Raw genomic sequence first — 25,760 nt, 5'->3', positions numbered from 1 at the left:
AAACGATGAGCAAGCTGCGCGTGGCCGTCCTCGGCGCCCGGGGACGCATCGGCTCCGAGGCCGTACGGGCCGTCGAGGCCGCCGAGGACATGGAACTGGTCGCCGCCCTCGGCCGGGGCGACAAGCTGGAGACCCTGGTCGAGGCCGAGGCCCAGGTCGTGGTCGAGCTGACCAACCCCGGCGCGGTGATGGGCAACCTCGACTTCTGCCTGCGGCACGGCATCCACGCCGTGGTCGGCACCACCGGCTGGACCGACGAGCGCCTCGCGCAGCTGCGCACCTCGCTCGCCGCCTCCCCCGAGGCGGGCGTGCTCATCGCCCCGAACTTCTCCATCGGCGCGGTGCTGACCATGCGGTTCGCCCAGCAGGCGGCCCGCTTCTTCGAGTCCGTCGAGGTCATCGAGCTGCATCACCCCAACAAGGCGGATGCGCCCTCCGGTACGGCCTCCCGTACCGCCCAGCTGATCGCCGCGGCCCGTGAGCAGGCGGGCTGCGCACCCCAGCCGGACGCCACGACCACCGCCCTGGACGGCGCCCGCGGCGCGGATGTCGACGGCGTCCCCGTCCACTCCGTACGCCTGCGCGGCCTCCTCGCCCATCAGGAGGTGCTGCTCGGCGGCGAGGGCGAGACCCTCACCATCCGGCACGACTCCCTCCACCACAGCAGCTTCATGCCGGGCATCCTGCTCGGCGTGCGCCGCGTGGTGACCACTCCGGGCCTGACGGTGGGCCTGGAAAACTTCCTCGACCTGGACTGACGGGCAGAACCGACGGTGCGCGCAAAGATCACTTACTTCGCCCTCGCGGCGGTGCTGGTCGTCTACTTCGTGCTGGTCGGCAGCCGTGGCGTGCTGCTCATCGAGCAGGGCACCCCGTTGACCGTCGCCTTCGGGATCGCCGTCCTGGTCCTGCCGTTCATCGGCCTCTGGTTCCTGTGGCAGACCACCCAGTTCGCCCGTAAGGCAGACCTCCTGTCGCGTGAGCTGGCGGCCGAGGGGGGGCTGCCGGTCGACGAACTGCGGCGCACCTCCGGCGGCCGGATCGACCGCGATTCGGCCGACGAGGTCTTCGCCAAGCGGCAGGCCGAGACGGAGGAGGCGCCCGGCGACTGGCGCACCTGGTTCCGGCTAGCGATCGCCTACCACGACGCCCGGGACACCCCGCGCGCCCGCAAGGCGATGCAGCGCGCCATCGCTTTGCGGGGCAAGTAGCCGGTTGCGTCTGTGGGGCCGAGGCACCACCGGGGGCGTCGTAGAACCGAGGCACTATTGAGCGCGCAGCCGAACCGACTCACCACACCCGCCCACCCCCCGAAGGGGGATGGGCGGGTGGGAAAAACAGGGGTAGCCGAAAACAGCAGCAGCCCCGCCCTGCCGCACCCCCGCCTCTACCCCCGATGCTCCGCCGCCCATGCCTCCAGGACATCCGCCGCCCGGTCGAAGGCCTCCGGGCGGGACAGGAAGTCGCTGCTGTGGTCCGTCACGATGACGCGCAGCGGCTCGCCCCGCATCCGCTCGACGACCAGGGCCTGCCCCTGCACCGCCCGCGGCAGTCCCAGCCAGCGGACCGGCTGCTGGACGATACGGACCGACGCGACGCCGCTCCACGGCTCCGTCGTCGTACGCAGCAGCCCCACCTGCCGCATGCCGCGCGCACTCACCCACAGCCCCACGCGCAGCAGCCGCACCGAGAGCGTGATCAGCAGCGCTGCCACCACCAGACAGACCACGCCCGCGGGCAGCGCACCCGCCACCGCAATGATCACCGCGCTGAGCAGCACGAACGAGGCGAGCAGTAAAAACACCGCCGCCGTCCCCACCCGCCACGGTCCGGGACGGTAGGGACGGCGCCAGTGGTCGGGCTCGTCATGCGGGAGCGGGGCCGATTCCGCCGTACGGTGATCACAATCGAGGTCGCGGTCGGCCGTCAGAAAGGGCAGGGGCACGGCTGATCCTCACTCATGGGCACGCTACGGAAGCTGTGACCGGTGAGGTTATCGGGACTGGCGGAGCGGAACCACTCGGCGCCGCTCGCCGCCCCGCTCAGCGGTGCGCGGCCTCGGACTGATGCACCCGGCCGGAGCCGGAGCTGTCCTGCTGCAGCGCGGGCACGCCGAACAGCAGCGCGCCGGCCAGGCCGCCCACCACCGTCAGGGTGATCAGGGACTGGCCCACGAGCTGCGCGCGGGAGGCGCGCTGGCGCGGCGGGGGAGTGACATTGCTGCGGAACCGGTCTGCCTCGGCGACAAAGGCGAACGGGACGGGCTCTCGCCGGCGGAACATGAGCGGGCTCTCCTAGGAACCTCGAAGTGGGCACTGTCACAGGGATAGACGACTGCGGCGTCCGTTTGGTGCCCGTTTTCCGGGACTTCTGTGAAAAACATCAACCGCAGCCTCATCCCCTGCTCTCGAAGACCGTTTTATACCTAACACCCCGTCATGCGGCATTCCAACTGCTTTCCCGAGCTGTCAGTGGCGGGCCGTAGGCTGGGCGCGCACGAGGATCGATTGGAAGGAACCGCCGGTGTCCCACACTCCCGACGAGAGCGCCGAGAGCGCAGCCAGCTTCCGGAGCGAGGTGACGGTCGAGCTGGTCAAGCACAGTGCGGCCGACAGCGACGTGCTCTGGGCGGCCCGCGTCTCCACGGCCGGCGAGCAGTCCCTGGAAGAGCTCCAGAAGGACCCCGAGCGCTCCAAGGGCCTGATCAACTTCCTCATGCGGGACCGGCACGGCAGCCCCTTCGAGCACAACTCGATGACCTTCTTCATCAGCGCGCCGATCTTCGTCTTCCGCGAGTTCATGCGGCACCGCGTCGGCTGGTCGTACAACGAGGAGTCCGGCCGCTACCGCCGGCTGGAACCGGTCTTCTACGTCCCCGGAGAGTCCCGCAAGCTCATCCAGGAGGGCCGCCCCGGGAAGTACGAATTCGTCGAGGGCACCACGGAGCAGCACGAGCTCACCACCCGCGTCATGGAGGACACCTACCGCCAGGCGTACGCCGCGTACCAGGAGATGCTCGCCGCCGGCGTCGCCCGCGAGGTCGCCCGCGCGGTGCTCCCCGTCGGCCTGTACTCGTCCATGTACGCGACCTGCAATGCCCGGTCCCTGATGCACTTCCTGGGTCTGCGGACGCAGCACGAGCTGGCGAAGGTCCCCTCCTTCCCGCAGCGCGAGATCGAGATGGTCGGGGAGCAGATGGAGGCCCACTGGGCCAAGCTCATGCCGCTCACGTACGGCGCATTCAATGCGAACGGCCGCATCGCGCCGTAATTCACGGGCGCCGGGCCGGGCGCCGGGGCGCTGGCACAGACGTGCGAAGTGTCCGGATTGCGGCATTTTATGAAGTTCAACTACGCTGAACAGACGGACCCGGCACTGCTTGAACCCCCGAGCAGGCAGTGCCGGAGTCCACCTCCCTGCTCCCCAGACGCGCACCCCGCGGTGCGCTACGAGTAGCGTGGGACCCATGGCTCCGACTTCCACACCGCAGACCCCCTTCGGGCGGGTGCTGACCGCCATGGTCACGCCGTTCACGGCGGATGGCGCCCTCGACCTCGACGGCGCACAGCGGCTCGCCACCCATCTGGTAGACGCCGGCAATGACGGCATCGTCGTCAACGGCACCACCGGAGAGTCACCGACCACCAGCGATGCGGAGAAAGCCCAGCTCGTGCGCGCCGTGGTCGACGCGGTCGGAGACCGCGCGTTCGTGGTCGCCGGAGCCGGCACCAACGACACCCACCACAGCTTGGAGCTCGCCCGCGCCGCCCAGGACGCCGGAGCCCACGGCCTGCTCGCGGTCACGCCGTACTACAGCAAGCCGCCGCAGGAAGGCCTCCTGCGGCACTTCACGGCCATCGCGGACACCACCGAGCTGCCCGTCATGCTCTACGACATCCCCGGCCGCAGCGGCGTCCCGATCAATACCGAGACCATGGTCCGGCTCTCCGAGCACCCGCGGATCGTCGCCAACAAGGACGCCAAGGGTGATCTCGGACGCGCCAGCTGGGCCATCGCCCGCTCCGACCTCGCCTGGTACAGCGGCGACGACATGCTCAACCTCCCGCTGCTCTCGGTCGGCGCCGTCGGTTTCGTCTCGGTCGTCGGCCATATCGTCACCCCCGAGCTGCGCGCCCTCCTGGACGCCCACCTCAACGGCGACGTCTCGAAGGCCACCGAGATCCACCAGAAGCTGCTGCCCGTCTTCACCGGCATGTTCCGCACCCAGGGCGTCATCACCACCAAGGCCGCGCTCGCCCTTCAGGGCCTGCCCGCCGGCCCGCTGCGGCTGCCCCTCGTGGAGCTCTCCGCCGAGGAGACCGAACAGCTCACCCGAGACCTCGCGGCCGGTGGCGTACAGCTCTGACCACAGACTTCACAACTGAACACGGACCAACAACCGCCACATAGCAAGTGCACGAATGTCATGCGCGCCACGTGCCTGGACGGCAGCGTGGCGCGCGTGGTGAGGAGAGTCTTTTGAGTCATCCGCATCCTGAGCTCGGCGCCCCGCCGAAGCTTCCCAAGGGCGGCCTGCGGGTCACCCCCCTCGGCGGCCTGGGCGAAATCGGCCGCAATATGACCGTCTTCGAGTACGGCGGCCGGCTGCTGATCGTCGACTGCGGAGTGCTTTTCCCCGAGGAGGAGCAGCCCGGAATCGACCTGATCCTGCCGGACTTCTCGTCCATCAGGGACCGCCTCGACGACATCGACGGCATCGTGCTCACGCACGGCCACGAGGACCACATCGGCGGTGTCCCCTACCTCCTCCGGGAGAAGCCGGACATCCCCCTCATCGGCTCCAAGCTGACCCTCGCGCTCATCGAGGCCAAGCTCCAGGAGCACCGCATCCGTCCCTACACCCTTGAGGTCAAGGAGGGGCACACCGAGCGCGTCGGCCCCTTCGACTGCGAGTTCGTCGCGGTCAACCACTCCATCCCGGACGCCCTGGCCGTCGCCATCCGCACCCCCGCGGGCATGGTCGTGCACACCGGCGACTTCAAGATGGACCAGCTCCCGCTGGACCGCCGCCTCACCGACCTCCCGGCCTTCGCCAAGCTCGGCGAGGAAGGCATCGACCTCCTCCTCTCCGACTCCACGAACTCCGAGGTCCCGGGCTTCGTCCCGCCCGAGCGGGATATCTCCGACGTGCTGCGCCAGGTGTTCGCCAACGCCCAGAAGCGCATCATCGTCGCCAGCTTCGCCAGCCATGTGCACCGCATCCAGCAGATCCTCGACGCGGCACACGAATACGGCCGTCGGGTCGCCTTCGTCGGCCGCTCGATGGTCCGCAACATGGGCATCGCCCGCGAGCTGGGCTACCTCAAGGTCCCGGCGGGTCTCGTCGTGGACGTCAAGATGCTCGACGATCTCCCGGACGACGAGGTCGTGCTGGTCTGTACGGGCTCCCAGGGCGAGCCGATGGCGGCCCTCTCCCGGATGGCCAACCGCGACCACCAGATCCGTATCGTCCAGGGCGACACGGTGATCCTGGCCTCGTCGCTCATCCCCGGCAACGAGAACGCCGTCTACCGCGTCATCAACGGACTGACCCGCTGGGGCGCCAATGTCGTCCACAAGGGCAACGCCAAGGTCCATGTCTCGGGCCACGCCTCGGCCGGCGAACTGCTGTACTTCTACAACATCTGCAAGCCGAGAAACCTGATGCCGGTCCACGGTGAGTGGCGCCACCTGCGCGCAAACGCCGAGCTCGGCGCACTGACCGGCGTCCCCAAGGACCGCATCGTCATCGCCGAGGACGGCGTCGTGGTCGATCTCGTCGACGGCGTCGCCAAGATCGCCGGCAAGGTCCAGGCGGGCTATGTCTACGTCGACGGCCTCTCGGTCGGCGATGTCACCGAGACCCATCTGAAGGACCGCCGCATCCTTGGCGACGAGGGCATCATCTCGGTCTTCGTGGTCGTGGACAGCAGCACCGGCAAGACCGTCGGCGGTCCGAACATCCACGCCCGCGGCTCCGGCATCGATGACGCGGCCTTCCAGGCCGTCATCCCCAAGATCGATGAGGCCCTGGCCAAGTCGGCCCAGGACGGCATCACCGAGCCCCACCAGCTCCAGCAGCTGGTTCGCCGCTCGGTCGGCAAGTGGGTGTCGGACAACTACCGCCGCCGCCCGATGATCCTTCCCGTGGTCGTCGAGGTCTGACGGACCGTCTCCTGCGAAGGCCCGCAAGGGGAGCGGGGCGCCTGGATTTGCATCCAGGCGCCCCGCTCCAGTAGGTTTACAGCTCCGCCTGAACGGGAACCACCGCACGCCTGCGCGTATGGCGGCCCCTCCCGGAAGCGGCGGAATTCCGACCCAGGGAAATCTGATAGCGTCGGATTCACGCCGAAAGGCGGCCCTCCGACGGGAAATCGGAACCGAATTCGAACCGCGACTTCCGAGAAGCGTGGAACGAAAAGGATCTGATAAAGTCGGAAACCGCGAGGAAGCCGAGAGGCGGAATCGCACCGGCGGAAATCAGGACCGCGAGGATCTGGTAGAGTCGGAAACGCAAGATCGAAGGGAAGCGCCCGGAGGGCCTGGTGAAACAGGCGCAAAGGAAGCGTCTGTTCCTTGAGAACTCAACAGCGTGCCAAAAGTCAACGCCAGATATGTTGATACCCCGTCTCCTCTTGTGGAGATGAGGTTCCTTTGAAAGCCCACTCCGCTTTTGTCGGGGTGGCACACACAGCGAGGATGCTGTGAACCACCGGATTATTCCTCTGGTGGTTCCGCTCAACGCGAGTGTTCGACCGGATATCCGGTACACATTCACGGAGAGTTTGATCCTGGCTCAGGACGAACGCTGGCGGCGTGCTTAACACATGCAAGTCGAACGATGAAGCCGCTTCGGTGGTGGATTAGTGGCGAACGGGTGAGTAACACGTGGGCAATCTGCCCTTCACTCTGGGACAAGCCCTGGAAACGGGGTCTAATACCGGATATGACACACGGCCGCATGGTCTGTGTGTGGAAAGCTCCGGCGGTGAAGGATGAGCCCGCGGCCTATCAGCTTGTTGGTGGGGTGATGGCCTACCAAGGCGACGACGGGTAGCCGGCCTGAGAGGGCGACCGGCCACACTGGGACTGAGACACGGCCCAGACTCCTACGGGAGGCAGCAGTGGGGAATATTGCACAATGGGCGCAAGCCTGATGCAGCGACGCCGCGTGAGGGATGACGGCCTTCGGGTTGTAAACCTCTTTCAGCAGGGAAGAAGCGCAAGTGACGGTACCTGCAGAAGAAGCGCCGGCTAACTACGTGCCAGCAGCCGCGGTAATACGTAGGGCGCAAGCGTTGTCCGGAATTATTGGGCGTAAAGAGCTCGTAGGCGGCTTGTCGCGTCGGATGTGAAAGCCCGGGGCTTAACTCCGGGTCTGCATTCGATACGGGCAGGCTAGAGTTCGGTAGGGGAGATCGGAATTCCTGGTGTAGCGGTGAAATGCGCAGATATCAGGAGGAACACCGGTGGCGAAGGCGGATCTCTGGGCCGATACTGACGCTGAGGAGCGAAAGCGTGGGGAGCGAACAGGATTAGATACCCTGGTAGTCCACGCCGTAAACGTTGGGAACTAGGTGTGGGCGACATTCCACGTCGTCCGTGCCGCAGCTAACGCATTAAGTTCCCCGCCTGGGGAGTACGGCCGCAAGGCTAAAACTCAAAGGAATTGACGGGGGCCCGCACAAGCAGCGGAGCATGTGGCTTAATTCGACGCAACGCGAAGAACCTTACCAAGGCTTGACATACACCGGAAAACCCTGGAGACAGGGTCCCCCTTGTGGTCGGTGTACAGGTGGTGCATGGCTGTCGTCAGCTCGTGTCGTGAGATGTTGGGTTAAGTCCCGCAACGAGCGCAACCCTTGTTCTGTGTTGCCAGCATGCCTTTCGGGGTGATGGGGACTCACAGGAGACTGCCGGGGTCAACTCGGAGGAAGGTGGGGACGACGTCAAGTCATCATGCCCCTTATGTCTTGGGCTGCACACGTGCTACAATGGCCGGTACAATGAGCTGCGATGCCGTGAGGTGGAGCGAATCTCAAAAAGCCGGTCTCAGTTCGGATTGGGGTCTGCAACTCGACCCCATGAAGTCGGAGTTGCTAGTAATCGCAGATCAGCATTGCTGCGGTGAATACGTTCCCGGGCCTTGTACACACCGCCCGTCACGTCACGAAAGTCGGTAACACCCGAAGCCGGTGGCCCAACCCCTTGTGGGAGGGAATCGTCGAAGGTGGGACTGGCGATTGGGACGAAGTCGTAACAAGGTAGCCGTACCGGAAGGTGCGGCTGGATCACCTCCTTTCTAAGGAGCATCTAGGCAGCCGGAAGGTTGTCCAGGGCCATAACGCAGGCGAGTGTTCTGCGGTGGTTGCTCATGGGTGGAACGTTGACTATTCGGCGCACTTGGTTGGTTGTCACTAGTACTGCTTCGGCGTGGAACGTGGGGATTGATGAGGTGGGTCGGGCACGCTGTTGGGTGTCTGAGGGTGCGGACTTGATGTCTGGCCTTCGGGATGCCGGCCTCAGTGAACTCGTCTTGTGTGGCGGGGTGGTGGGTGGCTGGTCGTTGCTTGAGAACTGCACAGTGGACGCGAGCATCTGTGGCCAAGTTTTTAAGGGCGCACGGTGGATGCCTTGGTACCAGGAACCGATGAAGGACGTGGGAGGCCGCGATAGGCCCCGGGGAGCTGTCAACCGAGCTGTGATCCGGGGGTGTCCGAATGGGGAAACCCGGCAGTCGTCATGGGCTGTCACCCGCTGCTGAACACATAGGCAGTGTGGAGGGAACGCGGGGAAGTGAAACATCTCAGTACCCGCAGGAAGAGAAAACAATTGTGATTCCGGGAGTAGTGGCGAGCGAAACCGGATGAGGCCAAACCATGTGCGTGTGATACCCGGCAGGGGTTGCGCATGTGGGGTTGTGGGAGTTTTCTTGATCGGTCTGCCGGCCGGTCGGCGAGTCAGAAACCGTATGGGTAGGCGAAGGACATGCGAAAGGTCCGGCGTAGAGGGTAAGACCCCCGTAGCTGAAATCTGTACGGCTCGTTTGAGAATCACCCAAGTAGCACGGGGCCCGTGAAATCCCGTGTGAATCTGGCGGGACCACCCGTTAAGCCTAAATATTCCCTGGTGACCGATAGCGGATAGTACCGTGAGGGAATGGTGAAAAGTACCGCGGGAGCGGAGTGAAATAGTACCTGAAACCGTGTGCCTACAAGCCGTGGGAGCGTCGCACAGGGACTTGTTCCTTGTGTCGTGACTGCGTGCCTTTTGAAGAATGAGCCTGCGAGTTTGCGGTATGTTGCGAGGTTAACCCGTGTGGGGGAGCCGTAGCGAAAGCGAGTCCTAAGAGGGCGTTGAGTAGCGTGCCCAAGACCCGAAGCGGAGTGATCTAGCCATGGGCAGGCTGAAGCGCGGGTAAGACCGTGTGGAGGGCCGAACCCACCAGGGTTGAAAACCTGGGGGATGACCTGTGGTTAGGGGTGAAAGGCCAATCAAACTCCGTGATAGCTGGTTCTCCCCGAAATGCATTTAGGTGCAGCGTCGTGTGTTTCTTGCCGGAGGTAGAGCACTGGATAGGCGATGGGCCCTACCGGGTTACTGACCTTAGCCAAACTCCGAATGCCGGTAAGTGAGAGCGCGGCAGTGAGACTGTGGGGGATAAGCTCCATGGTCGAGAGGGAAACAGCCCAGAGCATCGACTAAGGCCCCTAAGCGTGTGCTAAGTGGGAAAGGATGTGGAGTCGCAGAGACAACCAGGAGGTTGGCTTAGAAGCAGCCATCCTTGAAAGAGTGCGTAATAGCTCACTGGTCAAGTGATTCCGCGCCGACAATGTAGCGGGGCTCAAGTACACCGCCGAAGTCGTGTCATTCATACAGGAGCCCTAACGGGTGTGTGGATGGGTAGGGGAGCGTCGTGTGCCGGGTGAAGCAGCCGTGGAAGCGAGTTGTGGACGGTTCGCGAGTGAGAATGCAGGCATGAGTAGCGATACAAGAGTGGGAAACTCTTGCGCCGATTGACTAAGGGTTCCTGGGTCAAGCTGATCTGCCCAGGGTAAGTCGGGACCTAAGGCGAGGCCGACAGGCGTAGTCGATGGATAACCGGTTGATATTCCGGTACCCGCTATGAAGCGTCAGCGCTGAGGCTGGTGATGCTAAGCCCGTGAAGCCGCCGTGGATCCTTCGGGTGAAGCGGAGTGGTGGAGCCGGTGAACCGAGCCAGTAGTAGGTGAGTGATGGGGTGACGCAGGAAGGTAGTCCATCCCGGGCGGTGGTTGTCCCGGGGTAAGGGTGTAGGTCGTGTGGTAGGTAAATCCGCTGCACATTTATGGCTGAGACCTGATGCCGAGCCGATTGTGGTGAAGTGGATGATCCTATGCTGTCGAGAAAAGCCTCTAGCGAGTTTTGTGGCGGCCCGTACCCTAAACCGACTCAGGTGGTCAGGTAGAGAATACCGAGGCGTTCGGGTGAACTATGGTTAAGGAACTCGGCAAAATGCCCCCGTAACTTCGGGAGAAGGGGGGCCATTTCTGGTGATGAGTTTTGCGCTCTGAGCTGGGGGTGGCCGCAGAGACCAGCGAGAAGCGACTGTTTACTAAAAACACAGGTCCGTGCGAAGCCGTAAGGCGATGTATACGGACTGACGCCTGCCCGGTGCTGGAACGTTAAGGGGACCGGTTAGTCAATCTTCGGGTTGGCGAAGCTGAGAACTTAAGCGCCAGTAAACGGCGGTGGTAACTATAACCATCCTAAGGTAGCGAAATTCCTTGTCGGGTAAGTTCCGACCTGCACGAATGGCGTAACGACTTCTCGACTGTCTCAACCATAGGCCCGGTGAAATTGCATTACGAGTAAAGATGCTCGTTTCGCGCAGCAGGACGGAAAGACCCCGGGACCTTTACTATAGCTTGATATTGGTGTTCGGTTCGGCTTGTGTAGGATAGGTGGGAGACTGTGATCTCTGGACGCCAGTTCAGGGGGAGTCATTGTTGAAATACCACTCTGGTCGTGCTGGATGTCTAACCTGGGTCCGTGATCCGGATCAGGGACAGTGTCTGGTGGGTAGTTTAACTGGGGCGGTTGCCTCCTAAAGGGTAACGGAGGCGCCCAAAGGTTCCCTCAGCCTGGTTGGTAATCAGGTGTTGAGTGTAAGTGCACAAGGGAGCTTGACTGTGAGACTGACGGGTCGAGCAGGTACGAAAGTAGGGACTAGTGATCCGGCGGTGGCTTGTGGAAGCGCCGTCGCTCAACGGATAAAAGGTACCCCGGGGATAACAGGCTGATCTTCCCCAAGAGTCCATATCGACGGGATGGTTTGGCACCTCGATGTCGGCTCGTCGCATCCTGGGGCTGGAGTCGGTCCCAAGGGTTGGGCTGTTCGCCCATTAAAGCGGTACGCGAGCTGGGTTTAGAACGTCGTGAGACAGTTCGGTCCCTATCCGCTGTGCGCGTAGGAGTCTTGAGAAGGGCTGTCCCTAGTACGAGAGGACCGGGACGGACGAACCTCTGGTGTGCCAGTTGTTCTGCCAAGGGCATGGCTGGTTGGCTACGTTCGGGAGGGATAACCGCTGAAAGCATCTAAGCGGGAAGCCTGCTTCGAGATGAGGGCTCCCACCCACTTGATGGGTTAAGGCTCCCAGTAGATGACTGGGTTGATAGGCCAGATATGGAAGCATCGTAAGGTGTGGAGTTGACTGGTACTAATAGGCCGAGGGCTTGTCCTCAGTTGCTCGCGTCCACTGTGTTGGTTCTGAAGTAATGAACTCGCCGTTGCCGGCTGGAGTTGTTATTTTCATAGTGTTTCGGTGGTTATTGCGTTAGGGAAACGCCCGGTTACATTTCGAACCCGGAAGCTAAGCCTTTCAGCGCCGATGGTACTGCAGGGGGGACCCTGTGGGAGAGTAGGACGCCGCCGAACTATTTTTGGGCTCCGGTTCCTGAATCCTTTGTGGTTCAGGAACCGGAGCTTTTTTGTTCTGATTTACGGGTGGCTGGCGTAACTTGACGTTCACCTCACGTGGTCAGGATCCGCGTCATGGGGACTCTGGGAGCGCTCAAGTCGGCTGGTGTGCGTGCTGGTGAAGAGGTTGTCGTGCCGGCGTACGGCAACGCGGAGGTTACAGAGGCGGTGGTGGGGCTGGGCGCCATACCGGTGTTCGCCGATGTGGACGCGGACAGTTACTGCCTCGACCCGGCCGCCGTGTCGGACGTCGTGAACAGCAGGACCGCCGCCGTCGTCGCGATACACCGTTTCGGGCGGCGGGCGGACGCGGGGTGGATCCGTGAAGTCGGCAAGCGGCACGGGCTGTTGGTCATGGTCCAGCCGGAGCCCGGGGCGGAGCCGGAGGGGGCGGAGCGGCGCCGGGAGGTGGCGACATACCTCGATGGCAAGCTCCGCGGGGTCCGTACTCCGGAGCCGGCGGCGGGGCACACGTATGAGCAGTACGTGGTGCGGGTGCCGGGGAACGGGCGGCCGGACCGGGACGCGTTCGCACGGGCTTTGCGGGCCAAGGGGGTTGCGTGCAAGGTGCCTGTTCAGGCGCCGGTGTACCGGATGCCGGAGTTGCGGCGGGATGTGTTTCTGCCGGAGACGGAACGGGCCGTTGACGAGACATTGGCGCTGCCCCTGGACGTGGGAGCGTCGCGGCGGCAGCTGCACAAGATGGTGAGTGCGTGCAATGCGCTGGGGGGATTGCTGCAGCCGGCCTTTTAAGACGGTAGGCGGTTCGAAGATGCCGCGAAGTTCAGGTAGGATCTATTCCGTTGCTGCGCCCCAATAGCTCAGTCGGCAGAGCGTCTCCATGGTAAGGAGAAGGTCTACGGTTCGATTCCGTATTGGGGCTCTGGTAAGTAAAGGCCCCCGCCATCTGGCGGGGGCCTTTGTTGTTATGGGGATGTGACGGGAATTCAGGCGTCGGCGGCTTGGATACGGGCGAGGCCGTGGGCGCCGGAGATATCGGTGCGGTCGATGTCGAGTGTGGCGATGGGCCGGAGGGGTGGCGGCGTCGATGACCGGTGTGCCGGGCTGTTCATGGGGCTGCGGGGGAGTCGCAGGACGATGAGGCGCTTGTGGGTGGCGGCGTCGAGGAAGGTGACGGCCGGCCCGGTTTGGCTGACGAGGGCCAGCAGGGCACCGGGCGAGCCGGCGTGGGTGGGAGTCATGGCTCGTATCGTGGGCGGCCGTTGGCGGTGACTCCAGTGCATGTTCGGCGGGAGTGGTGTGCGCCGTGTGCAAGGTTACTGATGGGGGCGGGGGCGGGTCCGGACTGCTGTGATCCGGTCCACGGAACGGGCCCTCCAGGGGGTCAGCCAGGATGGATCTCGGGGACGCGCATGGCGAGGATGGCCATGTCGTCGGAGGCCGGTTCGGCGGCGAAGCGTTCCACGGCGCGCAGGACGCGGGCGGCGACGGCGCCGGCGGTCAGACCGGTGCACGTGGTGAGGACGTCGGTGAGACCGTCGTCGCCGAGCATGCGGGTGCCCTCGCGGCGTTCCGTGACGCCGTCGGTGACACAGAGCAGGACGTCGCCGGGGGCGAGGGTGACGGTCTGTTCGTAGAGCTCCAGGTCGTCCATGACGCCGAGGAGGGGCTGGGGTTCGGCGGCCGGCTCGACCGTGCCGTCCTGGCGCAGGCGGAGCGGCAGCGGGTGGCCGGCGCAGACGACCTTGAGGACGGCGCTGCCGTCGCGCTGCGGCCACAGCTCGCCGTAAAGGAGCGTCAGGAAGCGGCTGCGGGCGCCTTCGTCGAGGATGGCGGCGTTGAGGCGCTCCAGGACGGCGGCGCCGCCGAAGCCCTCACGGGCGAGCAGGCGCAGGGCGTGCCGGGCCAGGCCGGTGACGGCGGCCGCCTCCGGGCCCGTACCGCAGACATCGCCGATGGCGAAGCCGTACGCGCCGTCGCGGATCGGGAAGAGGTCGTAGAAGTCGCCGCCGACCTCGTTGCCCTCGCCGGCCGCGCGGTAGATGACCTCGACCTCGACGCCCGGGATCTCGGGTCGCTCCGGGGGCAGCAGGCTGCGCTGGAGGGACTGGCTGATGGCTGTGCGCTCGGCATAGAGGCGGGCGTTGTCCAGGGCGAGGGCGGCCCGGCGGGAGAGGTCCTCGGCCAGTTCCAGGATCTCCTGGCGGAAGTGTTCCTCGGCGGGCTTGCCGAGGGTGAGCATGCCGATGACGCGATTGCGCGCGACGAGGGGCAGGACGACGGTTTCGCCGCCGACGGCGGAGGCGGTGGCGAGCGTGGCGCCGGGGCCCGTGGAAGGGCGGGCGGAGTGGCCCAGCCCCAGGCTGCGCAGTGAGGTACGCAGGGCGGCGTCGTGGGCGGCGTCGGCGGGGGCGGTCCAGACGCGGGCGCCGGGGGTGGTCACCGGCTCGGGCGGATCGACCTTCATCAGGAGGGACTTGAGGCCGTCGATGCGGTCCTCGTCCTCGTGCAGGACGTAGGAGAGCTCCGGTTCCGATGCCTGGTCGGCGACGGTGTAGACGGCGCACCAGGTGGCGAGGGTGGGAACCGTCATCTGCGCCATCAGGGCGAGGGTCTGGTCCCGGTCGAGGGTGCCGGCCAGCAGGTCGGACGCCTCGACGAGGAAGGAGAGGGAGCCGCGGCGCAGCTTTTCGAGTTCGGTGAGGCGGGCGCGTTCGACGGCGAGCGCGATGCGGTCGGCGGCGAACTGGAGGCGCAGCGCCTCTTCGTTGGTGTAGCGGCCGGGGCTCTCCGCGGCGACGCCGAGCGAGCCGGTCAGTCGGCCCTCGACCTTGAGGGGGACGGTGACGACCGCGCGCATGCCGGTGCCGCTGAGCAGTGGGACGGCGCCGGGGACGGCGGTGAGGTCCTCGTGGACGGCGGGCATCCGGGCGGAGCCGAAGCGGCCGGTGCCGGCTTCGACGGGGACCCGGGCGAAGCGCTGGCGGGCGGAGGGCAGGCCGGTCGAGGCGCGCACCTCCAGCTCGGTCTCGTCGTCGGTGGCGAGCAGGAGGTAGGCGGCGTCGCCGTCGAGCATGTCGCGGGCCCGCTCGACGGTGCGCTGGAGCAGGCCGTCCAGGTCGTCGGGGGCCGGCGAGCCGATGAAGACCTCGAACGGGTCGGCGGGGCGGCCCTCCGGCTGTGCGGCCTGCGTGAGGGTGTCCTGGGCGGGGGCACGCTGCGGGCTCTGCAGGATCGCACGTTCGTGGTCGCGGACGAGGAGGCAGACGGTGGACGCCTCGCCGTCGGCGTCGCGGACGCGCAGGTGGGAGGCGTAGACGGGGACGACCCGGCCGTCGGCGTCCCTTATCCCGTAGGAGCCCTCCCAGCGGGAGAGCTGGAGGGCCTCGGCGATGCCGGTGCCGGTGCCGGGGGTGTGCGGCCAGGCGGCGAAGTCGGTGAGCGGTTTGCCGATGACCTGCTCGGCGTCGTAGGCGAAGAGGTCGCGGGCGTCGTCGTTCCAGAAGCTGACACAGCCGCCGCGGTCGATCTGGATGACGGCGACGCGTACCCGGGTGTCGGCGACCGGCAGGGCGTCCACCGGGAGCGCGGGACCGGCGGCGCGGGTGCCGGCCGGGCGCTCGGGGAGGTCCAGCTGGAACCAGACGTGTTTTTGGGCGGCCGTGTACTCGACGCCCCATCGGGAGGCCAGGGCACCGCACAGGAGGAGGCCGCGGCCGCCCTCGCGGTCGGGGTGGGCGAAGATCTGGCCGGAATTCTGGAGTGGAATCTCACGTTCGGGGTAGCGGTCGGCGACCGAGATCCGTACTCCGCTGTCCGTGCGCAGACACAGCACGTCGGCGGCGGTGCCCGCGTGCACCACGGCATTGGTGACCAGTTCGCTGGTCAGGACGACGGCGTCGTCGACGATGTCACCGTGGCCCCAGCCCTGAAGAGTGTCCCTGACGAATGCGCGGGCAGTGGCGACCGAGCGCCCGACCGGCTCGAATGTTGCGGCGGCCCGCGCGGTGATCACAGCACTCCCCATTGGTTTTTCGTCGCTCCCCAGGGTCCTGTGCCCGTTTCTCAAGGCATCGATGCGCATGCCAGGCTAGACGGTCGGCCCGAGCTGCGGGAACGAAGGCGTGCTTTCCGGGACCAGAGGTACTTCCGGCGGCCATCTCGTCCCTTGTGCGGAACGTGCCCGGCCGCCGGGAACTGTGGCCGACGCCACACCCGGCTGCGGATGCCGCCGAGGCGTGCCGACCGCTCCCCCTGTCGGGGTTCCCGCCGCGCCGCAAGGGCGGCGGACGGCGGCCCCGGCCCGTCGCGTCAACGGATCGCCGACGGTGTGGTTACGGTTCCGACTCCTTGCCGCGTCAGTGGGGCGGGGTGAAACACTGGGCAGGTACCAAGAGAAAGCCCGGGTAGAACGGTCGACCCTGCGGGAGGGACACGGTGGAGTCTGGCGCAGCGGCGCGGGGCGCAAGTACGCGCGCGAAAGGCGGACGATCCCGGAGCAATGGGACGACCGAGGTGGATACGGCTGCGCTGAATCGGCTGTTGGTAGCTCTGGTCGCCATGCGGGACGGGAACTTCCGCAAACGGCTGACGGTGTCCGGCGACGGCGTCATGTCGGAGATCGCCGCGGTCTTCAACGAGGTCGCGGACCGTAATCTGCATCTCACGGGCGAGCTGGCCCGGGTGCGCCGGGTCGTCGGACGTGAGGGAAAGCTCACGGAGCGGCTGGAGGTCGGTGCCGCCGAGGGCTCCTGGGCCGCGGCCATCGACGCCTCGAACGCCCTGGTGGACGACCTCGTACGGCCGGTCTCCGAGGTCGGACGGGTGCTCTCGGCGGTGTCCGAGGGTGACCTGGAACAGCGGATGGATCTGCGGTCGCGCAGTTCGGACAGCTCGTCGGAGCATCCGCTGCGGGGCGAGTTCCTGAAGGTCGGCCGTACGGTCAACGGCCTGGTCGACCAGCTGTCCGCGTTCACCGACGAGGTCACGAGAGTGGCCAGTGAGGTCGGTACGGAGGGCAAGCTCGGCGGGCAGGCGCGGGTGCGCGGGATGTCCGGGTCCTGGAAGGACCTCACGGAATCCGTCAACACCATGGCCTCCCGGCTCACCGCGCAGGTCCGTGACATCGCTCTCGTCACCACCGCGGTCGCGAAGGGTGATCTGTCACGGAAGGTGACGGTTCATGTCGCGGGCGAGATGCTGGAGCTGAAGAACACCGTCAACACGATGGTGGACCAGCTCTCCTCGTTCGCGTCCGAGGTGACCCGGGTCGCCCGTGAGGTCGGTACGGAGGGCGAGCTCGGCGGGCAGGCACAGGTCCCCGGCGTCGCGGGCGTCTGGAAGGACCTGACGGATTCGGTCAATCTCATGGCCGGCAACCTCACCGCGCAGGTGCGCGGGATCGCCCAGGTCACGACCGCCGTCGCGAACGGCGATCTGTCGCAGAAGGTCACGGTCAGCGCGCGCGGCGAGGTCGCGCAGCTCGCCGACACGATCAACACCATGACCGAGACGCTGCGCACCTTCGCGGACGAAGTGACACGGGTGGCGAACGAGGTCGGCGCCGAGGGACAGCTCGGCGGGCAGGCGCAGGTGCCGGGCGCGGCCGGGACGTGGAAGGACCTCACCGACTCGGTGAACAACGCCTTCCGGAACCTGACCGGGCAGGTGCGGGACATCGCGCAGGTGACGACGGCGGTTGCCAACGGTGATCTGTCGCAGAAGGTCACCGTCGATGTGGCCGGTGAGATGCTGGAGTTGAAGAACACCGTCAACACGATGGTGGATCAGCTGTCGTCGTTCGGTGCCGAAGTGACGCGTGTGGCGCGGGAGATCGGCGTCGAGGGTGAACTGGGCGGCCAGGCGGCGGTGCCGGGCGCGGCGGGGACGTGGAAGGACCTCACGGACTCCGTGAACACCGCGTTCCGCAACCTGACCGGGCAGGTCCGCAATATCGCGCAGGTGACGACGGCGGTCGCCAACGGTGATCTGTCGCAGAAGGTCACCGTCGACGTCTCCGGTGAGATGCTCCAGCTGAAGAACACCGTGAACACCATGGTGGATCAGCTGTCGTCGTTCGCGGACCAGGTCACCCGTATGGCCAGGGACGTGGGCACGGAAGGCCGGCTGGGCGGGCAGGCCCGGGTGGACGGCGTCAGCGGCACCTGGAAGGAACTGACCGACTCCGTCAACTTCATGGCGGGGAACCTGACGTCGCAGGTGCGGCAGATCGCGCAGGTGACGACGGCGGTCGCGCGCGGTGATCTGTCCCAGAAGATCGACGTGGACGCGCGCGGCGAGATCCTGGAGCTGAAGAACACCATCAACACGATGGTCGACCAGCTCTCCGCCTTCGCCGAGCAGGTCACCCGGGTCGCCCGGGAGGTCGGTACGGACGGGCGGCTGGGCGGCCAGGCGCAGGTGCCGGGCGTCGCGGGCGTGTGGCGCGATCTGACCGACTCGGTGAACGGCATGGCCGGCAACCTGACGGCTCAGGTCCGTAACATCGCGCAGGTCGCCACGGCGGTGGCGCGCGGCGATCTGTCCCAGAAGATCGATGTGGACGCCCGGGGCGAGATCCTGGAGCTGAAGAACACCCTGAACACGATGGTCGACCAGCTCTCCTCGTTCGCGGAGCAGGTCACCCGGGTCGCCCGCGAGGTGGGCACCGAGGGCATCCTGGGCGGCCAGGCCGAGGTGCAGGGCGTCAGCGGTACCTGGAAGGACCTCACCCAGTCCGTCAACTTCATGGCGAACAACCTGACGTCGCAGGTGCGCAACATCGGCGAGGTGACGACGGCGGTCGCCCGCGGTGATCTGTCCAAGAAGATCACCGTCGACGCGAAGGGCGAGATCCTCGAACTCGTCACGACCGTGAACACCATGGTCGACCAGCTCTCGCTGTTCGCGGAGCAGGTGACGCGGGTCGCCCGTGAGGTCGGCACCGAAGGCCAACTGGGCGGCCAGGCACGGGTTCCGGGCGTCACCGGCATCTGGAAGGACCTCAGCGACAACGTCAACCTGATGGCCAACAACCTGACCATCCAGGTGCGCAACATCTCCCAGGTCTCGGCCGCGGTGGCCAACGGCGATCTGACGAAGAAGGTCACGGTCGAGGCGCGCGGCGAGGTCGCGCAGCTCGCCGACACGGTCAACACGATGGTCACCACGCTGTCGTCGTTCGCCGACGAGGTCACCCGGGTGGCCCGTGAGGTGGGCACCGACGGCATCCTGGGCGGCCAGGCCCGCGTCCCCGGCGTCGCCGGCACGTGGAAGGACCTCACCGAGTCCGTGAACTCGATGGCCAACAACCTCACCGGCCAGGTCCGCAATATCGCCATGGTCACCACCGCCATCGCCAAGGGCGATCTGACCAAGAAGATCGACATCGACGCGCGGGGCGAGATCCTCGCGCTGAAGACCACCATCAACACCATGGTCGACCAGCTGTCGTCCTTCGCCGAGCAGGTCACCAGGGTGGCCCGCGAGGTCGGTACGGAGGGCCAGCTGGGCGGTCAGGCGCAGGTGCGGGGCGTGGCCGGCACCTGGAAGGACCTGACCGAATCGGTGAACGAGATGGCGGGCAACCTGACCCGTCAGGTGCGCGCCATCGCCGCGGTCGCCGCCGCGGTCACCCTCGGCGACCACAACGTCCGGATCGACGTGGACGCGGCCGGCGAGATCCTGGAGCTCCAGGACAACGTCAACACCATGATCTCCACGCTCCGTGAGACCACCCTCGCCAACGAGGAACAGGACTGGCTCAAGGGCAATCTGGCCCGGATCTCCGGTCTGATGCAGGGCCGCCGCGACCTCAAGGACGTCGCCACGCTCATCATGAGCGAGCTGTCCCCGGCGGTCTCCGCGCAGCACGGCGCGTTCTTCCTCGCGGCCCAGCCCGAAGCCCGGGAGATCGGCGCGGACGGCGCCGAGGCCGGTGCGTACGAGCTGCGGCTGACGGGCTCGTACGGCTACTCCATGGGCGGGATGCCGACGACCTTCAAGCCGGGCGAGACGCTGATCGGCACGGCCGCGGAGGAGGGCCGCACGATCCTGGTGGAGAACGTGCCGTCCGGCTATCTCAAGATCGCCTCGGGGCTCGGTGAGGCGCCGCCGGCGAACGTGATCGTGCTGCCGCTGCTCTTCGAGGACAAGGTGCTCGGCGTGATCGAGCTGGCCTCGTTCCAGCCGTTCACCCAGATCCAGAAGGACTTCCTCAGCCAGATCGCCGAGATGATCGCGACCAGCGTCAACACCATCTCCGTCAACACCAAGACCGAGGTGCTGCTCAAGCAGTCGCAGGAGCTGACCGAGCAGCTCAAGGAGCGGTCGGCCGAGCTGGAGAGCCGGCAGCGGGCGCTGGAGCTGTCCAACTCCGAGCTGGAGGAGAAGGCCGAGCAACTGCGCGCCCAGAACCGCGACATCGAGGTCAAGAACACCGAGATCGAAGAGGCGCGGCAGGTCCTGGAGGAGCGCGCCGAGCAGCTCGCGGTCTCCATGCGCTACAAGTCGGAGTTCCTGGCGAACATGTCGCACGAGCTGCGCACACCGCTGAACTCGCTGCTGATTCTGGCCAAGTTGCTGGCCGACAACGCCGAGGGGAATCTCTCCCCGAAGCAGGTCGAGTTCGCCGAGACGATCCATGGCGCGGGTTCCGACCTGCTCCAGCTGATCAACGACATCCTGGACCTGTCGAAGGTCGAGGCCGGCAAGATGGACGTCAGCCCGACCCGGATCGCGCTGGTACAGCTCGTCGACTATGTCGAGGCGACGTTCCGGCCGCTGACCGCGGAGAAGGGCCTGGACTTCTCCGTACGGGTCTCGCCGGAGCTGCCCGCGACGCTGCACACCGACGAGCAGCGGCTGCTGCAGGTGCTGCGCAATCTGCTGTCCAACGCGGTGAAGTTCACCGACAGCGGCGCCGTCGAGCTGGTCATCCGGCCGGCCGGCGCGGATGTGCCGCCGGCGATCCGGGAGCAGCTGCTGGAGCACGGTTCGCTGCGTGACCCGGATGCCGACATGATCGCCTTCTCGGTGACCGACACCGGTATCGGCATCGCGTCCAGCAAGATGCGGGTGATCTTCGAGGCGTTCAAGCAGGCGGACGGCACGACCAGCCGCAAGTACGGCGGTACCGGTCTGGGCCTGTCCATCAGCCGGGAGATCGCCCGGCTGCTCGGCGGGGAGATCCACGCCGCCAGTGAGCCCAGCCGCGGCTCGACGTTCACGCTGTATCTGCCGCACAACCCGGGCGGGCTGCCGCCGCAGGGCTACCCGCAGCTGGTGGCGGGCGGTCTGGCGATGGACGCGGAGGCCCGCGAGATCGAGGTCGGGCGGCAGGACGGGACCGAGGAGGCGCAGGGCGCGGAGCAGGGAGCGTCCGGGAGCCTCAACCGGCCCCGCCGCCGCGGGTCTTCGGGCGCCGGACGCCGCTTCGCGCTGCCCGGCGGCCAGTCGCTGCCCGCTCCGCCGCGGCAGGCCCTCCAGCCGTCGGCCGCCCCGTCGCAGCCGGCCGACCGGCAGCCCGCCGAGGAGCCCTGGCTCGGCAACGGCCAGGACCTGGTGGACCCGGCCTTCGAGGGCGGCTTCCACGGTGAGAAGGTGCTGATCGTCGACGACGACATCCGCAATGTCTTCGCGCTCACCAGCGTCCTGGAGCAGCACGGGCTGTCGGTGCTGTATGCGGAGAACGGCCGGGAGGGCATCGAGGTGCTGGAGCAGCACGACGATATCGTCCTGGTCCTGATGGACATCATGATGCCGGAGATGGACGGGTACGCGACCACGGCCGCGATCCGCCGGATGCCGCAGTTCGCCGGGCTGCCGATCATCGCGCTGACCGCGAAGGCGATGAAGGGCGACCGGGAGAAGAGCATCGATTCCGGGGCCTCCGACTATGTGACCAAGCCGGTGGATACCGATCATCTGCTGTCGGTCATGGAGCATTGGATGCGTACACGGTGACGGGGCGTTCAGTATGGGGCCGAAAAGCGATCACCGCGTGCTGACTCAGTGTTGCCGTGGACGTGTGGAAGCGTGGGTTTCGGGGAACCTTCTCGTCTCGCGCTGCGTTTCCGGTACGTGCACAGTGACATCGCGGTGACAGGGTGTGGCGACAGGCGGGGTGCAGCTACCATGACCGGCACAAGGACGGGCGGCGTAACGGAGTCGTCCCCTGGGGCGGCGTCCGGTTCCATGCCGGGGCGAGGAGGACGGGCCATGGTGCAGAAGGCCAAGATCCTCCTGGTCGATGACCGGCCGGAGAATCTGCTGGCGCTGGAGGCGATCCTCTCCGCGCTCGATCAGACACTGGTGCGGGCATCGTCCGGGGAGGAAGCGCTCAAAGCACTGCTCACGGACGATTTCGCGGTGATTCTGCTCGATGTGCAGATGCCGGGGATGGACGGATTCGAGACCGCGGCGCACATCAAGCGGCGCGAGCGCACCCGCGACATCCCGATCATCTTCCTCACCGCCATCAACCACGGCCCGCACCACACCTTCCGTGGCTATGCGGCCGGCGCGGTCGACTACATCTCCAAGCCGTTCGACCCGTGGGTGCTGCGCGCCAAGGTCTCGGTGTTCGTCGAGCTCTACATGAAGAACTGCCAACTCCGTGAGCAGGCTTCGCTGCTGCGGCTCCAGCTGGAGGGCGGGCGGCCGAACGGCGAGGATCCCAAGGAGTCCGCGGGGCTGCTCGCCGAGCTGTCCGCGCGGCTGGCCGCGGTCGAGGAGCAGGCGGAGGCGCTGTCCAAGCAGTTGGACGAGTCGGCGGACGCCGCCGCGGTCGCCACCGCCGCGCATCTTGAGCGCAAACTGACCGGTTTGCGCCGGGCGCTGGATGCGCTGGAGCCGGGAACGGGGTCCGCCGGAGCCTGATTGACGTCTCTTCACAGGCGGGCGCGCGACACGAATGGGTGAAGCGCCGTGCGCTCGTGACACGCTTGCCATCGCCTGTAATCTCGTCACCATGGCCTCACGTACGTCCGGCAAGGGAACCCAGAGCACGGCGGGCCCCTCGAAGCAGCGCGCCGGGCAGTCCGGAGGCGCCGCGAAGAAGACCGCCGCGAAGCAGCCGTCCTCCGGAAAAAGCGCGGCCGGAAAGCGGGCGTCCGCCAAGCCGCCGGCGAAGAAGACCGCCGCGGCGAAGCGGGCCCCGGCCAAGAAGGCACCCGCGAAAAAGGCCGCCCCGAAACCGGCGCCGTCACCGACCGGCGGCGTCTACCGCATCGCCCGGGCCTGCTGGCTCGGGCTGGCCCATGCCATCGGGGCGATGTTCCGCGGGGTGGGCCGCGGCGCGAAGAACCTCGACCCGGCACACCGTAAGGACGGCCTCGCGCTGCTGCTGCTCGGCCTCGCCCTGATCATCGCGGCCGGTACCTGGTCCAGCCTCAGCGGGCCGGTCGGCGACCTCGTCGACCTGCTGGTGACCGGTGCCTTCGGCCGGCTCGACCTGGTGGTGCCGATTCTGCTGGGTGGTATCGCGGTACGGCTGATCCGCCATCCCGAGCAGCCGGAGGCCAACGGCCGGATCGTCATCGGGCTGTCCGCGCTGGTGCTCGGCGTCCTCGGGCAGGTCGCGATGGCCTGCGGTTCGCCGGGCCGGGGCGAGGGCATCGCGGCCATACAGGACGCCGGCGGCTACCTCGGCTGGGCCGCGTCCAAGCCGCTGATCTTCACGGTCGGGCAGACCCTCGCGGTGGCGCTGCTGGCGCTGCTGACCGTCTTCGGACTGCTGGTGGTGACCGCGACGCCGGTGAACGCCATCCCGCAGCGGCTGCGGCTCCTCGGCACCAAGCTGGGCGTGCTGCAGCCCGAGCCGGACGCCGGGGAGCAGGCGGAGGAGTACGCGGAGGACTGGCGCGAGCGGCCCGCCCGCAGGTCCCGGCGGACGGCAGGGGCGGCCCCGGCGGACCCGGAGGCGCTGGAGGAGAAGGCGCTGGCCGAGCGCCGAGGCCCGGCCCGGTCCGCCGGGGAGCACGCCGCGGACCGGTCGATGGACGCGGTGGACGTGGCCGCCGCAGCCGCCGCCGCGCTGGACGGCGCGGTGCTGCACGGCGTCCAGCCCTCCCCGCTCGTCGCCGGCCTCAGCAGCGGCATCTCGGGCGACCGGCGGGACCCCGACGGCGAGGACAGCGGAGCGGAGGGCGGCGCGGTGCCGCCGGCCCGCGCGGCGGAGCCGTCGGGTGCCGAGCACACCCCGGCGGTGGCGGACTTCACCAAGCCCGCGCCGGAACCGTCCGATCTGCCGGCCCGCGCCGAACAGCTCCAGCTGTCCGGCGACATCACCTACGCGTTGCCCTCCCTCGACCTGCTCTCCCGCGGCGGCCCCGGCAAGACCCGCAGCGCCGCGAACGACGCGATAGTGGCCTCGCTGACCAATGTGTTCCAGGAGTTCAAGGTCGACGCGGCGGTCACCGGCTTCACCCGCGGCCCGACGGTCACCCGCTACGAGGTCGAGCTCGGCCCGGCCGTCAAGGTCGAGAAGATCACCGCGCTGGCCAAGAACATCGCCTACGCCGTCGCCAGTCCGGACGTCCGCATCATCAGCCCGATCCCCGGCAAGTCCGCGGTCGGCATCGAGATCCCCAACACCGACCGCGAGATGGTCAACCTCGGCGATGTGCTGCGGCTGGCCGACTCCGCGGGCGACGAACACCCGATGCTGGTGGCGCTCGGCAAGGACGTCGAGGGCGGCTACGTCATGGCCAACATGACGAAGATGCCGCACGTCCTGGTCGCCGGGGCCACCGGCTCCGGCAAGTCGTCCTGCATCAACTGCCTGATCACCTCGGTGATGGTCCGCGCCACCCCGGAGGACGTGCGGATGGTGCTGGTCGACCCCAAGCGCGTCGAACTGACCGCCTACGAAGGCATCCCGCACCTCATCACGCCGATCATCACCAACCCCAAGCGCGCCGCCGAGGCCCTGCAGTGGGTGGTCCGCGAGATGGACCTGCGCTACGACGACCTCGCGGCCTACGGGTTCCGGCATATCGACGACTTCAACGAAGCGGTGCGCAACGGCACGGTGACCCCGCCCGAGGGCAGCGGGCGCGAGCTGTCGCCGTACCCGTATCTGCTGGTCATCGTCGACGAGCTGGCGGACCTGATGATGGTCGCGCCGCGGGACGTGGAGGACTCCATCGTCCGCATCACCCAGCTCGCGCGGGCGGCCGGTATCCATCTGGTGCTCGCCACCCAGCGGCCGTCCGTCGATGTCGTCACCGGCCTGATCAAGGCCAATGTGCCCTCCCGGCTGGCCTTCGCCACCTCCTCGCTCGCCGACAGCCGGGTCATCCTCGACCAGCCGGGCGCGGAGAAGCTGATCGGCAAGGGCGACGGGCTGTTCATGCCGATGGGTGCGAACAAGCCGGTCCGTATGCAGGGCGCGTTTGTGCCCGAGGCCGAGGTCGCGGCGGTCGTCCAGCACTGCAAGGATCAGATGGCGCCGGTATTCCGCGATGACGTCACCGTCGGCAGCAAGCAGAAAAAGGAGATCGACGAGGACATCGGCGATGACCTCGATCTGCTCTGCCAGGCCGCTGAGCTGGTGGTTTCCACCCAGTTCGGATCCACGTCGATGCTTCAGCGCAAGCTGCGGGTGGGGTTCGCCAAGGCCGGGCGGCTGATGGACCTGATGGAGTCGCGGAACATCGTCGGACCCAGCGAGGGGTCCAAGGCGCGCGATGTCCTCGTGAAGCCGGATGAATTGGACGGAGTGCTCTCGGTCATCCGCGGGGAAGCTACCGAGTAGCACACAAATCCGGGGTCACTCGTAGGTGAGCGAAAGCAACCGTTCTTCCTGCTGATACGTCAAGTTGAGGGAGGCGACGGAACC

General features: G+C 66.8%; 13 protein-coding genes, 1 tRNA gene and 3 rRNA genes. 13 read left to right on the top strand and 4 right to left on the bottom strand.

What is annotated here, in order from left to right; genetic code table 11:
• Positions 1-5: 5 nt before the first annotated feature.
• Complete coding sequence (gene dapB, locus K9S39_RS13660) at positions 6-758, top strand: 4-hydroxy-tetrahydrodipicolinate reductase (protein ID WP_248863610.1); 753 nt, start codon at positions 6-8, stop codon at positions 756-758.
• A 15-nt stretch (positions 759-773) separates the two neighbouring features.
• Entirely contained in the window at positions 774-1,211 is a 438-nt protein-coding gene (locus K9S39_RS13655) for a tetratricopeptide repeat protein (RefSeq protein WP_248863609.1), read from the top strand.
• Positions 1,212-1,387: 176 nt separating this feature from the next.
• Here K9S39_RS13655 and K9S39_RS13650 read toward each other — a convergent pair whose 3' ends face one another.
• Together K9S39_RS13650 and K9S39_RS13645 are read right to left on the bottom strand one after the other, a co-directional pair.
• The gene (locus tag K9S39_RS13650; RefSeq protein WP_248863608.1) at positions 1,388-1,945 is read right to left on the bottom strand and encodes a phage holin family protein; all 558 of its coding nucleotides are present in this window, start codon (positions 1,943-1,945) and stop codon (positions 1,388-1,390) included.
• 97 nt (positions 1,946-2,042) lie between these two features.
• Positions 2,043-2,282, bottom strand: coding sequence for a hypothetical protein (locus K9S39_RS13645; RefSeq protein WP_248863607.1), 240 nt, complete (start codon positions 2,280-2,282; stop codon positions 2,043-2,045).
• A 241-nt stretch (positions 2,283-2,523) separates the two neighbouring features.
• Between K9S39_RS13645 and thyX the strand changes: the two genes are divergently transcribed.
• From thyX to K9S39_RS13605, 8 genes are all read left to right on the top strand, one after another.
• Positions 2,524-3,270, top strand: a complete 747-nt coding sequence (thyX, locus tag K9S39_RS13640) for an FAD-dependent thymidylate synthase (RefSeq protein ID WP_248863606.1) — start codon at positions 2,524-2,526, stop codon at positions 3,268-3,270.
• A gap of 196 nt (positions 3,271-3,466) precedes the next feature.
• Entirely contained in the window at positions 3,467-4,366 is a 900-nt protein-coding gene (gene dapA / locus K9S39_RS13635) for a 4-hydroxy-tetrahydrodipicolinate synthase (protein WP_248863605.1), read from the top strand.
• Between the two features lie 113 nt (positions 4,367-4,479).
• Positions 4,480-6,165, top strand: a complete 1,686-nt coding sequence (locus tag K9S39_RS13630) for a ribonuclease J (protein ID WP_248863604.1) — start codon at positions 4,480-4,482, stop codon at positions 6,163-6,165.
• A 608-nt stretch (positions 6,166-6,773) separates the two neighbouring features.
• Positions 6,774-8,302 (top strand): 16S ribosomal RNA (locus tag K9S39_RS13625).
• Between the two features lie 300 nt (positions 8,303-8,602).
• Positions 8,603-11,723: ribosomal RNA gene (locus K9S39_RS13620) — 23S ribosomal RNA — on the top strand.
• A 77-nt stretch (positions 11,724-11,800) separates the two neighbouring features.
• A 5S ribosomal RNA gene (rrf, locus tag K9S39_RS13615) occupies positions 11,801-11,917 on the top strand.
• Together the 16S, 23S and 5S rRNA genes form the textbook arrangement of a ribosomal RNA operon.
• Positions 11,918-12,034: 117 nt before the next feature.
• Positions 12,035-12,712, top strand: coding sequence for a DegT/DnrJ/EryC1/StrS family aminotransferase (locus K9S39_RS13610; protein ID WP_248863603.1), 678 nt, complete (start codon positions 12,035-12,037; stop codon positions 12,710-12,712).
• A gap of 57 nt (positions 12,713-12,769) precedes the next feature.
• Positions 12,770-12,842: transfer RNA gene (locus K9S39_RS13605), tRNA-Thr, on the top strand.
• A 64-nt stretch (positions 12,843-12,906) separates the two neighbouring features.
• Here the strand turns inward: K9S39_RS13605 and K9S39_RS13600 are convergent.
• Both K9S39_RS13600 and K9S39_RS13595 read right to left on the bottom strand, forming a co-directional pair.
• Positions 12,907-13,161 carry a hypothetical protein gene (locus K9S39_RS13600; RefSeq protein WP_248863602.1) on the bottom strand — a complete coding sequence of 85 codons (255 nt, stop codon included), beginning with the start codon at positions 13,159-13,161 and terminating at the stop codon, positions 12,907-12,909.
• A gap of 143 nt (positions 13,162-13,304) precedes the next feature.
• A complete protein-coding gene (locus tag K9S39_RS13595; protein ID WP_248868733.1) occupies positions 13,305-15,935 on the bottom strand; it encodes a SpoIIE family protein phosphatase in 2,631 nt (876 codons plus the stop codon).
• 422 nt (positions 15,936-16,357) lie between these two features.
• Here K9S39_RS13595 and K9S39_RS13590 point away from each other — a divergent pair, with 422 nt between their 5' ends.
• From K9S39_RS13590 to K9S39_RS13580, 3 genes are all read left to right on the top strand, one after another.
• Entirely contained in the window at positions 16,358-21,883 is a 5,526-nt protein-coding gene (locus tag K9S39_RS13590; protein ID WP_248863601.1) for a HAMP domain-containing protein, read from the top strand.
• A 255-nt stretch (positions 21,884-22,138) separates the two neighbouring features.
• On the top strand, positions 22,139-22,798 hold the full coding sequence (locus K9S39_RS13585; RefSeq protein ID WP_248863600.1) for a response regulator: 660 nt from the start codon (positions 22,139-22,141) through the stop codon (positions 22,796-22,798).
• Between the two features lie 91 nt (positions 22,799-22,889).
• Entirely contained in the window at positions 22,890-25,676 is a 2,787-nt protein-coding gene (locus tag K9S39_RS13580; protein WP_248863599.1) for a DNA translocase FtsK, read from the top strand.
• The last annotated feature ends 84 nt before the right edge of the window (positions 25,677-25,760 follow it).

It is taken from the genome of Streptomyces halobius (genome assembly GCF_023277745.1).
Taxonomy (GTDB): Bacteria; Actinomycetota; Actinomycetes; order Streptomycetales; family Streptomycetaceae; genus Streptomyces; species Streptomyces halobius.
The sequence above is the reverse complement of the archived record's forward strand: the minus strand, read 5'-3'. Positions and strand labels throughout refer to the sequence as shown.